The 12,492-nt window shown below is 61.3% G+C and carries 13 protein-coding genes; 5 read left to right on the forward strand and 8 right to left on the reverse strand.

What is annotated here, in order from left to right; all coding sequences use genetic code 11:
* Window positions 1-272: 272 nt before the first annotated feature.
* Window positions 273-1,151 carry a hypothetical protein gene (locus tag AYX22_RS22930; RefSeq protein ID WP_142940360.1) on the forward strand — a complete coding sequence of 293 codons (879 nt, stop codon included), beginning with the start codon at window positions 273-275 and terminating at the stop codon, window positions 1,149-1,151.
* A gap of 159 nt (window positions 1,152-1,310) precedes the next feature.
* Window positions 1,311-1,838 carry a hypothetical protein gene (locus AYX22_RS22935; RefSeq protein WP_142940361.1) on the forward strand — a complete coding sequence of 176 codons (528 nt, stop codon included), beginning with the start codon at window positions 1,311-1,313 and terminating at the stop codon, window positions 1,836-1,838.
* Between the two features lie 22 nt (window positions 1,839-1,860).
* Here AYX22_RS22935 and AYX22_RS22940 read toward each other — a convergent pair whose 3' ends face one another.
* Window positions 1,861-2,223: a helicase associated domain-containing protein gene (locus AYX22_RS22940; protein ID WP_142940362.1), complete on the reverse strand. Its 363-nt coding sequence runs from the start codon at window positions 2,221-2,223 to the stop codon at window positions 1,861-1,863.
* 56 nt (window positions 2,224-2,279) lie between these two features.
* On the opposite strand from AYX22_RS22940, the gene AYX22_RS22945 reads away from it, so the two are divergent.
* On the forward strand, window positions 2,280-2,858 hold the full coding sequence (locus AYX22_RS22945) for a hypothetical protein (protein WP_142940363.1): 579 nt from the start codon (window positions 2,280-2,282) through the stop codon (window positions 2,856-2,858).
* A gap of 44 nt (window positions 2,859-2,902) precedes the next feature.
* Here AYX22_RS22945 and AYX22_RS22950 read toward each other — a convergent pair whose 3' ends face one another.
* Window positions 2,903-3,871 (reverse strand): helix-turn-helix transcriptional regulator, encoded by a 969-nt coding sequence (locus AYX22_RS22950; protein ID WP_142940364.1) that lies wholly within the window; start codon window positions 3,869-3,871, stop codon window positions 2,903-2,905.
* Window positions 3,872-4,067: 196 nt separating this feature from the next.
* On the opposite strand from AYX22_RS22950, the gene AYX22_RS22955 reads away from it, so the two are divergent.
* Together AYX22_RS22955 and AYX22_RS22960 are read left to right on the forward strand one after the other, a co-directional pair.
* Window positions 4,068-4,577, forward strand: coding sequence for a hypothetical protein (locus AYX22_RS22955; protein ID WP_166842577.1), 510 nt, complete (start codon window positions 4,068-4,070; stop codon window positions 4,575-4,577).
* Window positions 4,578-5,426: 849 nt separating this feature from the next.
* Complete coding sequence (locus AYX22_RS22960) at window positions 5,427-6,149, forward strand: VIT1/CCC1 transporter family protein (RefSeq protein ID WP_142940366.1); 723 nt, start codon at window positions 5,427-5,429, stop codon at window positions 6,147-6,149.
* A 610-nt stretch (window positions 6,150-6,759) separates the two neighbouring features.
* On the opposite strand, the gene AYX22_RS22965 is transcribed toward AYX22_RS22960, so the two are convergent.
* From AYX22_RS22965 to AYX22_RS22990, 6 genes are all read right to left on the reverse strand, one after another.
* Window positions 6,760-7,638, reverse strand: a complete 879-nt coding sequence (locus AYX22_RS22965; protein WP_142940367.1) for a F510_1955 family glycosylhydrolase — start codon at window positions 7,636-7,638, stop codon at window positions 6,760-6,762.
* A gap of 89 nt (window positions 7,639-7,727) precedes the next feature.
* Window positions 7,728-8,345 carry a DUF305 domain-containing protein gene (locus AYX22_RS22970; RefSeq protein WP_142940368.1) on the reverse strand — a complete coding sequence of 206 codons (618 nt, stop codon included), beginning with the start codon at window positions 8,343-8,345 and terminating at the stop codon, window positions 7,728-7,730.
* 145 nt (window positions 8,346-8,490) lie between these two features.
* Complete coding sequence (locus AYX22_RS22975) at window positions 8,491-9,003, reverse strand: hypothetical protein (protein WP_142940369.1); 513 nt, start codon at window positions 9,001-9,003, stop codon at window positions 8,491-8,493.
* A 93-nt stretch (window positions 9,004-9,096) separates the two neighbouring features.
* Complete coding sequence (locus tag AYX22_RS22980) at window positions 9,097-11,250, reverse strand: copper-translocating P-type ATPase (protein ID WP_142940370.1); 2,154 nt, start codon at window positions 11,248-11,250, stop codon at window positions 9,097-9,099.
* A gap of 63 nt (window positions 11,251-11,313) precedes the next feature.
* Entirely contained in the window at window positions 11,314-11,622 is a 309-nt protein-coding gene (locus AYX22_RS22985; protein ID WP_142940371.1) for a heavy-metal-associated domain-containing protein, read from the reverse strand.
* Between the two features lie 371 nt (window positions 11,623-11,993).
* Complete coding sequence (locus AYX22_RS22990) at window positions 11,994-12,428, reverse strand: peptidase (RefSeq protein ID WP_238703516.1); 435 nt, start codon at window positions 12,426-12,428, stop codon at window positions 11,994-11,996.
* Between the last annotated feature and the right edge of the window lie 64 nt (window positions 12,429-12,492).

Consider the following 12,492-nt stretch of genomic DNA (forward strand, 5'->3'; position numbering starts at 1 on the left):
TGTGGGCGAGGGGCAAGTAACCTCGCCGAGGAAGCACCGAAAGTACTCGTTCAGCATCAGCAAGCAACCGACAAATAAATGAAACCTGTGTCCGCCGTCATGGCCTATGATCTTTTCAGGCGGGTACGCGAGTTATCCGATGGCAGGGATCACCGACTGGATCCCTGACTGTGAAAGAGCTTGGCTCTGACTCGTGGCGCTGTAGCTGTGTTTGTTGTGCGCGTGTCATGTTGCCAGTAATCCCGAGTCGGCGGGGTCTACGAAGGAGCATCATGCCAGCGTCCCGGATTGCCCACATCGCCAGAATCCAATCGAAAGCCACCGGTCACAGCTACAACGCTGTTCTCCACCAACTAGTCGAGCGCAATCCCAGCTCGGGGCTATTGCCTGCTATTCCCTCCCCGGCACAGCAGGAACTGGAGGCCTTGTTCATCAACAAGCTGGAAACCATGTATGTCGAACGCAGCGAAAAGGCTTGGAATCGGCTTAATTTTGGCGTCAAGCGCCTTCACGCCGAAACCAAGCAGTTGACCGTCTTCCTTAGCCCGTCAACCAGCCTGACGCATCTCGCCGTCCAGGTTCTACCTGTGATCACCTCACCGGGCGCCGGCGCTGAGGTCCACGGGATCCCTGGACTTCGCGCTACCGCACATCCTTTGGGGCTCTGTCTCTATCGTCCCGGAATTGACGCAAGGATTGTCCTCGCTGGAATTACCGCGGAAGAGTTCGAACAAGCTCACCATGCGGGCTTTAGTGTGCCGCACAGCCAGGTGCGTTGCGCCGCCACGGCCATGCCTGATGAGTGGGCAATGGAGGAGCGCACGTTTGCGGCCTACTACGGTTCCACTCTTGGCGCTGCCTCTACCGTTGAAAGTGCCTTGCTTCGCCGTATCTGCCTCTTTGGCGTCCAAAATCCCAAGTCGGTGCGAACCTGGCACAACCTTCCGGGTGGAATTTGCGTCGAGCTCTCCTTTGAGGCGTTCTCCTTGGACCAGTTTGACGAGCTGCTGGCCATGCTTACCTCGCCATACCTAAACCCACCAATGGCTCTGCAATCGCGGCACTACAACATTGAGGACAACTGGGGCAGGATTACCCTCAGCTGCGCGGGAACGGAACAGGAAATCGAGATCCGTACAACACTGAGGTAGCCCCTAGAGGCCAGCCAACCAACGGGAACGGATACTCATCTCCCGTTTATAGTCCGGGTCGCCGCGTTCATTGGTGGAGTCAACTGGACGGCTCTGGTTATTGTCTGTGGTCCCTGAAAGACTTCCTGTCAGGAAACCCTGACAGGAAGGTGTACGCGCATGGGATGGACATCCAACGACTACAACCATGAGGGCTGGGTGGCTTTTGTCGCACCCGACGGGCGGCTCTCAGGGAGTTCGACCGGAGCAGGAGTACTTTTCCACGGGATCACCGGCGAATACCCGCATGCAGGGGAATTCAATCCTGATGAGGAGATCGTTCCTAACGACCTGATCATGAGCTGGCGCGGCGCCTGCACATGCGGCTGGCAAGGAGAGCTGTGGCAAAGAGTTCCTACGGCTGCCGACGCTGACCTTGCTACCCGCAAGGAGTACGTTCCAAGCGGCGAGTTTGCCGACGTTTCGGGCGAGGTGGAGGAAGCCGTCCGAGAGGAATGGCTCGTCCATATCGCACCGTCTGAGGCGATCCTCGGTGTTGAGGCAGCTGCGAAGGAGCACCGACAGGCCGGACTCCGCTTGGATAAGACTGTCGCGGCCGCGAAGGCAGCCGGTGCCTCCTGGACCGACATTGGCCGGGCCGCTGGGATCAGCCGCCAAGCTGCGCACGAACGCTGGGCCGCGAAGTAACCCTGCACGGTGTCGTCCGGATCTAGGGTGGGCAGTTCCATTCGGGCAGACGTGCGTTGAGTTCCCTGATGCGGTGAGGGTATTGGCGCTTCTTTGCATGGAGCCGTTGTCTGGCGACCCAACCGGCCAGTGCCCGTTCTTTGGGGTCCCAGGCGCTGCGGTGCGGGTGCCTTCCGTTCTCCTTGACCCATTCGATATAGTCGGTGGCCCGCTTTTGCCAGTGGCGTTCGACGTTGAGCGAGATGCCGTCCAGCCACCCGGGGAAGGACGCATCGAGCGTCTGAATAGCTTCTTTGGCGAGCGGGCCGCGCCTCTTGAAGCCGTCATCTGGTAGCGGCCCATTATCTCCAGCAGCGATGACACGGGCACAGTATCGCACCGGCAAGTCACGAGGATGCAGAGTTTCCTTAAAATGTCGTATGCGGCTGGCATTATGGTTCGGTGTTCCAAAAACTCGCCAGTGAACTGGTCCAAACTGTTTCTTTCAACATGCAGCTCGCGAAACTCCAACTCGACGGTTACGGTCGACGTCGGTTCCGCGCAGGGTTCGACTCCGGGTACAGCATTGGGCGTGATCATGGTTCCCGGGGACTGACGAAATCCTCGAAACCAGGGCTTGCTGGTCATCCGCAGTCGGAGATTGACGGCATTGAGGTCGACCATTTGATGGCACCCTTACTTCGAGCACTTTGGGATTTGGGGCTGGAGACGCAGTTTTCGTGCCAGGGAGACGCTGACCACTACACCGCCCACGAGCCCTTACTGAACTTCAACCGTTCCCAAATCGTATTTGCCGACTACGACCAGGCGTGCAAGTTCGTGCGGAAAACGATGGAACTGATGGACAGTGCCGCCTACAGTGAGGGAGGAATTGACATCACAACGATGGACCCGATGGATGGCGCCGCTTTTCGCGCGGCAGTATGGTTCCCTCCGCAGCTTCTCGAGCCCATCACAAGGCAGTGGGTGGAGTTCGAAAGAACCGTACCTTTGGCTGATGGGCAGCTTCCCCGGGGCTGAGCTGGCGCAAGAAGGCTAGATCTCATCTCACCTGAAGGATCTGACTATTGGGATTGTTCCGGTTTGCGGCGTAGCTTTCCTGTCTTGATTGCCCTTTGGATTTGATCGTATGTCCGGTGCTTCTTGGGATTGAAGTCGCCGTCCACGAGATCCCGCATGAACTGAAACTTCATCCGGGTCCACAGCGTGAGGATCTGCTCTCGGCCGAAGGAGGGAAACGAGTGCTCGTCATCTGTCTTTAGAGGGGACTCGCCCGCGTCTCCGCCCAGGGATTTCAGTAGACCCTTGAAGCGGCGAAGGTCTTGGGCGGAGGAGCGCAGACGTCGCACCGCTGTCTCAGCATCAGAGGCCTTGCCGGGAGCAATCTCTTTAACTTTGTTCACGAATTCTTCCAGCGGGATGGCCACTTCGATATCAACCAGATCACTCACGGCGTCCATTAGATGCCGATGCTCGTCCGGGTCGGGTTCCCAACCGAAACTCCCCGTCTTTACGTCAAATGCGAAGTCCCGGATCAGCTCGGCATGGGTCTCTCTGGCGGTTCGAAGCTGCCGCCCGACCGTTAAGAGCCGGATTGCGTCCCACCCGCTGTCGCTATAGGTGGCTTCCAAGACCAGACCGGTCACCGGCATCACCGCCGGTCCATTAACTGCGAGTTCTTCCTCCATGGCCGCACGATCGTAGCTCCACTCCGCCGGACCGTCTATGCCTGCAAACCAGTCCACGAGATCGATAGTTCTCATAGGCATAATCTCAGGCTCACCATCGCTCGAAGCTGGTACTGGTGCGAGCGGCCGCGTTACGTCAAAGAGAATAGCGACGGGGGGTACCCGCAAGGCCTTGGATAGGGCCATCAGCTCGCTAACCGTGATGTCTTCGCGCCGCCCTGTCTCGATATTGGCTATGACCGACCGGGACATTCCTGAGTCTTCTGCCAGATCTTGGGCTGATAGACCCTCTCGCCTACGGAAAGTACCGATACGCCGACCGATCCCCATCGAAATTTGTGTCATGAAAACACAATATACGGCAATATGTTTCACTGGTACACATCATGCTATTCTCGGTGGTGATTAGAAGCCTGCTGTGAGGCGGGGTGGCTGCAGCAGGGAGGGTATAAAGCGCGTGGGTGGGGTGACGGGAGGCGAATCGAAAAACATTGGGGCATGGGGAGATGAAAGTATGCGCCTTACAAAGGTGCATTCACCCATGTACTTGCTTGGTGCCGCCCTTGCGGACGAGGTGACGGCAGTTCAAGCTCGCGAGGCCATGCTAGGGATTCACAAGAAGGGTCCGAAACTCCATTGGAGAGATCTGGACCCACGAGCCAAGACGCTGTCTGTCGAAGCTGTCGCATCGCTGAGCCTGGACCATATTGTTGTTATCGCCAGCCCTCTGGATCCTCGCCGGCAGGAGCGCGCACGTGCCAAGTGCATTGAAAGGCTCTGCTGGGAGGTGGAGGACCTGGGCGGTACGAGCGTGACGTTCGAAGCGCGGACCCAATCGCTGAACCAACGCGATCGGCAACTGATCCCCAAATTGAGGGGAAAAGGCGCCCTGCCCGTCGGCTTGCGAGTCGATTGGCTTAGGGGCTCCGAGGACCCAATGCTTTGGATCGCCGATCAAGTCCTAGGTGCCATAGGGGACGCTGAAGCTGGAGAGCCCAGATACTTCAAAACCATTCTTGATGACGTCAAAATCTCGCGGATAAATCTCTAGAGAACGCGAAAGCCAGGTCCCGTTATGAACAGCGGGGGTCCTGGCTTCACTTCTTCCACCCCTCGGGATGGAAGCTCACGTTCAGTGTACAACAAACATTCCCTAACTTTCCCGTGGTCGTTGCGTGTGCGAGTTCCCTAACTTTCCTGTAGTCGTGGGGCGTATATGGAGGTGCGGCACAGCCCAGCATGCCGGCACCCCCAAGCAGGTCAAGAGCTCGACCTCATAGCCCTGGAAAGTACCCGGTCTAACATACTGAGTGGACCAGCCGCCGTCGGATATGAAGCTCGAGATCGCCGGCTGCTGTTGTGTGGCCGTTCGCATCGTAGATGGAGGTGGTGGCGCCCGCCGGTGTGGCGCCGCAGGCTCTGTTCGACATGTCCGGACGACTGTGTACCGCGAGCTCCAAAGGCGCATCATCTAGCTCTGTGAAAAGACCGCTATCTGACGGGGTATTTGGTGCAGCGGACTCCTGAAAATGACAATTCGGATGTGTGGGGGAGCGTGCCGCTGGGGGGTGTCCCACTTCTAAGGAAGTGGGACACCCGGCCGTACCAGAACTGTGGGCACGTCGCAGTGGTCATCCGTTGTGGATGTTGGTGGCGTTTTGCGGTTGCAGTATGTGTCGTGAGCGACATGCGCACCCGAGGTCAGGCCTTACGCGGGTTCGGTATTTAGCCCATGCGGCGCTCAGTTTTATCTCCGCTCTAGTGTGATCCCTTCAATTCCGGCCAGGGCACTGTCATACGGCTCTGAGGTCTGTGTGACCAGGGGAACCGCGGCGCTACGGGAGGGTAGGGTATGCAAACCTGCGTAGCGGGGTTGGTGGTCCGGTGTTTTACTTCCTATATGTCTGAATTGCTGAAGCAGCACCCGAACGAGCCCCATGACGAGAGCATTGCAGCCCGGCTGAATTGGTTGCGGGCCGGGGTTCTTGGGGCCAACGACGGAATTGTTTCAGTGGCCGCAACCGTCGTAGGCGTAGCCGGCGTGACCAATGATGTCGCGCCCATCTTGGTGGCGGGTGCCGCGGCGGTGGTGGGCGGCGCAGTTTCCATGGCTTTGGGCGAGTATGTTTCGGTCAGCAGCCAGAGTGATAGCCAACGCGCCTTGATCGAGAAGGAACGCCAAGAACTCCGGGAAGATCCCGAAGGCGAGTTGGAAGAACTGGCGGCGATTTACCGGGCAAAAGGGCTGACCGAGGGGACCGCCCGCACAGTCGCCCGGGAACTGACGGACCACGATGCTCTAAAGGCGCATTTGGACGCCGAACTCAGGATGGACGAGGAGGCAGTTGCCAGCGCCTGGCACGCAGCGTTTGCCTCCGCTACCGCTTTCACCGTAGGCGCCATTCTTCCGTTGCTGGCAATCCTTCTACTCCCTTCGGAGGTGCGTATTCCGCTGACGTTTGTGGCCGTGGTCATTGCCCTCGCGATCACCGGCTCGGTCAGCGCGAACATTGGTGGTAGTTCCAAGAGAAGAGCAACCCTACGGCTGGTTATCGGGGGTGTCCTTGCCATGACCTTCACCTATGGTGTTGGCCTGCTGCTAGGCACCACCGGGATCGTTTAACTAGGGACCAGCGAAGCTCGAACTCCACTGTTCAGGAGTGTCTCCATGATGAGATCTGCGGCCTTCCAGCCCACATCCTCCCGATCCATGGCTTTGTTGTCCTTGCGCCCCTGTCGGGGCTGATGGCAGTCGCCCTCGTGCCCTGTCGGACTAGTCGGAATTGCCTTGCGGGGCCGTTGGTGGTGCTGGCTCTGTATGGTCCTGCTGGCCGTTCTGACCGCAGAGGCAGGGAACAGTTGGAAAATGTTCGGCCAGCCTTGGAATTCAACAAAGACCATGCCAAGCAGGGCAGCTTCTTTCGGATGGTGATGCTTGTCCTCCTGTTTGTCGTGGCCGCGCAAGTCCTCGGTGCATCCTGGCCCATGCTAAGCCGGTGGTCGGCCCTTCGTGGCGTCGGACAAGCATTGCGCGCCCGTTGGCTAGTTCCTGCCACGTCCGTACTCGGAGTCCTGGCTGGGCTGTTCCTGATTTATGAATCCGTGCACAGGACACTAAGGCCCGGCGTCGGTTTGGAGCGTAACCTAACGCATCCGCCCGAGGAGGCGGTGGCCTTCGCCATTTATTCTCACCGCGAGATACGGTTCCAGCCTTTGTGCGGAGGCGGAGGAAATCAAAGGGCGTCTGCGGGGCGGTAGCTCGTGCCGCCGTCGGTGGAGACGACGATCCCTTCGGGTGTGGCAGCCCAGATCCAGGGGTTCCCGTCGGCGCTCTTGAGGGCGGCTATGGCCAGTACTTCACTGTCGATTCGTCCTTTCTGTGTCCATGACTTGCCCGCGTCGGCCGAGTAGTAGGTGGTCCCGTCAGGGGCCACGCCTGCCGCCTCGTCCGGAGTGGCGAAGGCGGCGTACTGAACCACCGGGGCGGTCTTGTCCAGTGCCCACGTTGCCCCGCTGTCGGTGGAGCGCTGGATTCCCTCGGTGGTGGTGGCCAGCACGGTGTCGCCGTCGGGGTGCCCGGCCAGGACCGCCGGGGCGAACATGGCCGCCACGGTGTCCCAGGTTTTCCCGTCGGGGCTGCTGCGCAGTTGCCCGTCGAACGCGATGATCCCGGATTTTGTGGTTGTCAGGGCGTGGAAGTCGGATTCGCCTTGTCGTGAGAGTTTCTCCCAGGTTTGTCCTCCGTCGGTGGACTTGATCAGTCCGAGGGGGTTGGGCATATCGGAGCCAGGGCCAGGGTGCCCGGAGGCGTAGAAGACGCCGTCTTTGCCGGCGGTGAAACCCATCAGGTCGTTCGTGCCGCCGATCTTGCTGGCTGGTTGTTTGGTGACGTCGAACAGGCCCTCGTGGGTGGCCAACAGCACCTGGCTGGTGTCACTGTTGACATTCAACCCGTGGACGTGGCTGCCGGGCAGGGGCTTGTCCGTCTGTTCGATGGAGGGTGTTGCAGAGGTCTCCGGACTGGCCGGGGCGCAGGCAGCCAGCGTGAGGAGTATCGCGGCGCTGGCCATAACGGCTCCGGTCCGCTTTGCCGCGGTGGTGAAGAATTGCATGGGAAGCTCCAGGTTGGGGTGGAAACGGGTACGCGAAAGGCGCGCCGGCCCCCTATTCGGTTGGAGGACCGGCGCCACGGTGGGGCTGGTTAGAGAGCGGCCAGCAGCGTCTGCATTTCCTTGATCTCGGTTTCCTGGGCGCTCACGATGTCCTTGCTGAGCTGGACAGCTGCAGTGTCCTTGCCGTCCGTGGTTTCTGTCTTGGCCATGGCCACTGCACCTTGGTGGTGGACGATCATTTGGGTCAGGAACAACTTCGCGGCCTCAACACCCTGGGCGGCCTCCAGTTTGGTCATGTCGTCGGCGCCCATCATGCCGTCCATGCTGTGCCCGGTAGACATCTGGGTGGGTTCGCCCCAGCCTTTCAACCAGCCGGTCATCTTTTCGATCTCCGGTCCCTGCGCGGCCTTGATCCGGGTGGCCAGGGCTGTGACATCGGCGGGAATGTCCTGCTTCTTGAGGATCATGTCACTCATCTCGACCGCTTGGGCGTGGTGCGGGATCATCATCTGGGCGAACATCACGTCAGCGGCGTTATGGTCCGCTGCCGCGGCTGGGTTTGAAGCGCTGGAGGAGTTGCTGCCGTGGTCCATGCCCGGCATTGGCGTCCCGGAGGAACCGGAACCACCGGAGGAACCGCAGCCGGCCAGTGCGATGGCGGCGGCGATCGCTGTTGCGGCGACAGGCAAGAATTTTTTTGTATTCATCTTCATCAGGTCCTTCTAAGGATTTGGGGGCGCTAAGGCGCCCTCAGAACGGGGTGAGGTTTGTCAGGAGGGCGCTGATCAGCCGCGGCGGGGCTGGGGCGCAAAGGAAGGAATGCCCTGGGCTGGGCCCGGGCAAGCGGAACGATTACGTTCTGCTGATGGACAACTCACCCGGTGACGGACTGCCGGGGCGGTAGGACCAGGGAATGGGAGCTGCGATTGTCGAGGCTGCGGACTGGGCCGTGATGGAGACCGTGTCGTCCGGTACGGGCGCCGCCAGGGCGCCGGTCGCGACCGTGGGGATGCACGAGGCGCTCATGGAGTGCTGGCTTGAGCAATTCCCGGAGCAGGAGCACTGCGCAGGGGAGGGCGCAGCATTCACCGCGGACAGCTTTTGCAGCGCGGCAGGTCCCGATGATGGTGAGACCGAATGGCTGGCGTGCCCGGACACGGGGAGTCCGGGTGTTGGGTGTTCGGACATTGCCGGGTAGGACCCGGTCGTATCCGTCATGCCGACGGAAACCATGGCGGCCGTGTGTGCAGAGTGGGTCCCTGTCATGACGTGCATGCCAAGGATTCCCGTGATGAGGGCCAAGACCGCTGTCAGCAAAGAGGCCGTGAGCAGGGCGGAGCTCATCATGGTGCGTTGTGCGGCCATGCGGGTCTTCCTCCCTGTGGGTCTGCTGTCTTTAGGCTACCGGCACCCGGCGCCATACCTTTCCGGGGGCAGCGGTGCCGGTTCACTGTTGGGTCAACGAACTTGGCTGGGGTTCAGTTTCACCCGGCGGAGCAGCTGGGCGTTGAGGGCGACCACGATGGTGGAGATGGACATCAGGACCGCCCCGGCGGCGGGGGACAGGACGATCCCGGCGAAGGCCAGCACACCGGCGGCCAAGGGTACGGCGATGACGTTGTATCCGGTGGCCCAGACGAGGTTCTGCCACATCTTGGTGTAGCTTGCCCTGGACAGGTCCACCATGGACAGCACGGCCCTGGGGTCGTTGCCTGCAAGGATGACCCCGGCTGATTCCATGGCCACGTCGGTGCCGGCGCCGATGGCAATGCCAACCTCTGCCCGGGCCAGCGCCGGGGAGTCGTTGACGCCGTCCCCGACCATCGCCACCTTCAGGCCGCGGGCCTGCAGTTCGGCGACTTTCTTGTCCTTGTCCGCAGGCAACACTTCGGCGAAAACCTCGTCGATGTTCAGTTCCGCACCGACCGCCGTGGCTACCTGGGTGGCGTCCCCGGTGATCATCGCGACTTTCACGCCTCTGTTCTGCAAGGCTGCTACGGCTTGCCGGGACTCGGGCCGGATGGCATCCTCGAGACTGACTGCCCCCAGGATCCGGTCGCCGTCGATGACGTGCAGCACAGCTGCGCCACGGCCCATCCACTCACGGGTCGAGGCCGCCAGCGTCTCATGCTCGGTGATTCCGAGTTCGCGCAGCAGTGCAGGGCCGCCGACTTGGACGGTGCGGCCATTGATCGTGGCCCGCACGCCACGGCCCGTCATGGACGTGAAACCCGTCGCTTGCGGCAGCGTGAGGCTTTTCTCCTTCGCTGCCCGGACGATGGCCCGGGCGACAGGGTGTTCACTGTCGGATTCAACGGCTGCTGCCAGAGCCAGCAGCTCATCGGTTGTCCTGCCATCGGTGGTGGCGGTGTTCCGGAGCTCGGGTTCGCCCTTGGTCAGGGTGCCTGTCTTGTCGAACAGGACGACGTCGATGGTGCGCATCCGCTCGAGCGCGATCCTGTTCTTGATCAACACCCCGGCTTTGGCGGCCTGTTCGGTGGAGATCGCGATCACCAGCGGGATGGCCAGGCCCAGGGCGTGCGGGCAGGCAATCACGAGCACTGTAACGGTGCGGGTGACGGCTTCGGGCAGGCTACCCAAGAGAATCCATGCGATGAAGGTGATGACACCGGCGATGGTGGCGAAGTAGAACAAGAACGCCGCCGCCCGGTCCGCGAGGGCCTGGGCCTTCGAGGACGAGGCCTGCGCTTCAGCAACCAACCGCTGGATGCCGGCCAAGGCCGTGTCGTCACCGACTGCCGTGACGGCGACCCGGACGGTGTTGTCGGTGGCCACGGTCCCGGCCACGACCGGATCACCCACTGCGCGGAGCACCGTTTTGGACTCCCCGGTGATCATGGACTCATCGAACTCGGCTTGCCCGTCCGCGATGGTGCCGTCGGCGGGCATCCGCGCCCCGGACCGGACGAGAACAATATCCCCGGGGTTTAGCTCAGAGACCGGGATGGTTTCGACGCCGGCATCAGTGACGCGTTCGGCCTCGTCCGGCAGCAGAGCCGCCAGGGCGTCGAGGGCGCCCTGCGCGGAGCCGAGCGCCCGCATTTCGATCCAGTGTCCGAGCAGCATGATGGCCACCAGGAGCGCCAGCTCCCACCAGAAGTCCAGATCGAAGTTCCCGATCTTCAGGGTTGTGGCCCAGGACGCGGCGAACGCGACGGTGATGGCCATGCTGATCAGCAGCATCATGCCCGGCTGCCGGGATCTTAGTTCATTGATGCCGCCCTTGAGGAAGGGCATGCCCCCGTGGAAGAAGATCACCGTTCCCAGAACGGGCGGGATCCAGGCGGACCCCGGGAACTCCAACGGCATGTACCCCAGGAGGTGCCCGAACATCGGACTGAAATACACCACCGGGACCGAGAGAGCCAGGGTCAGCCAGAACCTGTCCTTGAACATGGCCGTGCTGTGACCGGCGTGCTGACCGTGGTTGTGCACGGCATGATCGTCCGAGGCGTTGTGTCCCTGAGCATGCGCCTGGTGCTGATGCGGTGATTCAGGCGTCCCGGGAGTCTGGTGTGGTGCTGCTTGGCCGGGGTCTGCTTCGGTGACCGGCGAAAGGTGGTGATCGTGGTGATGGGTGTGCTCTGTCATGGTGTGCTCCTCCAGGTGCGGCCCGCGGCATCGCTTGAGGCGGTGCGGACGCACGTGTTTGGGCTAGCTGTTGGTCAAGCTGTAGCCGGCTGATGTGATGGCGTCCCGGATGGCGGAAGGTCCAGCGGAGCCGGTAATGACCAGGCGGGAAACACCGCCTGGGACGAGTTCAACAGCCGCGCCGTCTACGCCATCCACGGCCTTGACGGCCTTTTCGACGCTGGCCACGCAGCTGCCGCAGGTCAGTCCTTCCACGTCGTATTCGACACCCATTTTGGCGGGCGGAGTGGCGCTGGCCTCGGTGGAGCAGCAGCTGCAGCCCGGGGAGGACGCAGAAGTAAGGGGCAGTTCGGTGCGTGAAGGTGTTTTCATGTCAGTTCCCTTATGTGCAGAAATGCGACGGGTGCTGTGGTTGAACGGTTGTAAAGAGGCCAACAATCATTTGGTCCTCCGCGACATACCACTCACTGACAACAATGAAAAGATACCCCTGGGGGGTATGCAAGTCAAGTAGTGAACCATCATCAGTTGGTCCGGATGGGGTGCGCAAAGGGTCGGTATTCGGCAGGCGGGGGAGGGGCAGTCTGCAGTTTTGGGCGTGACTGTCCGGCGTCGCGCCGGGCTACGCGTGAACCACGCCGGCAGCGACATTTCCACCACGTGGCCCATTGTCTTTCTTCCGTCAGGAGTCGATGCGATAGGGTCCAGGGCGGAGTCCGCGGGTTCAGGGCAACTGCTCCCGGTCAGAGGTCCGTAATGCCCATGCCGGCGTCGTCCAGGCAGGGCGAGCGTTTGCCAGCGGGTTTTCCCATGGACCGCAGGCAGGTGCATTGGGGTCCCTTGACCGCCGGAAGGCCGGTCCAGACGAAACGTTGCATGCGGTTGTAGTTTCCGAAGTCCAGGACTGCGCCATTGATCCGGTCAGCTAGTTCGTAGCTGACGGAGATGGTCGCCGGCCCGTGCGCCTCGGCAAGGGTTTCGAGCGTGCATCCGATGAACTTTTTTGGTCGTGTTCTGGAGAAGTAGAGTCCCTGGGTGCGGCAGCCGCCGGAACCCAGGTAGCAATGGAGGGAGCCGCCAAACACAGCAATCATTTCAAGGGCTTCGGCGGTGGCGTGGAAGCGGCCGTGTCCTGGCACCGTCACAGTTGCGAGTGCCTTCGTGGGGAAGGTGTTCATGGAGTCCTTGGGGTTTGCTCCCCGGGCAGCAGGAGCAGTGGGGCGGCCGGCGTGTGGCGGCCGG

The sequence above is a fragment of the Arthrobacter sp. D5-1 genome, assembly GCF_017357425.1.
Classification (GTDB): domain Bacteria; phylum Actinomycetota; class Actinomycetes; order Actinomycetales; family Micrococcaceae; genus Arthrobacter.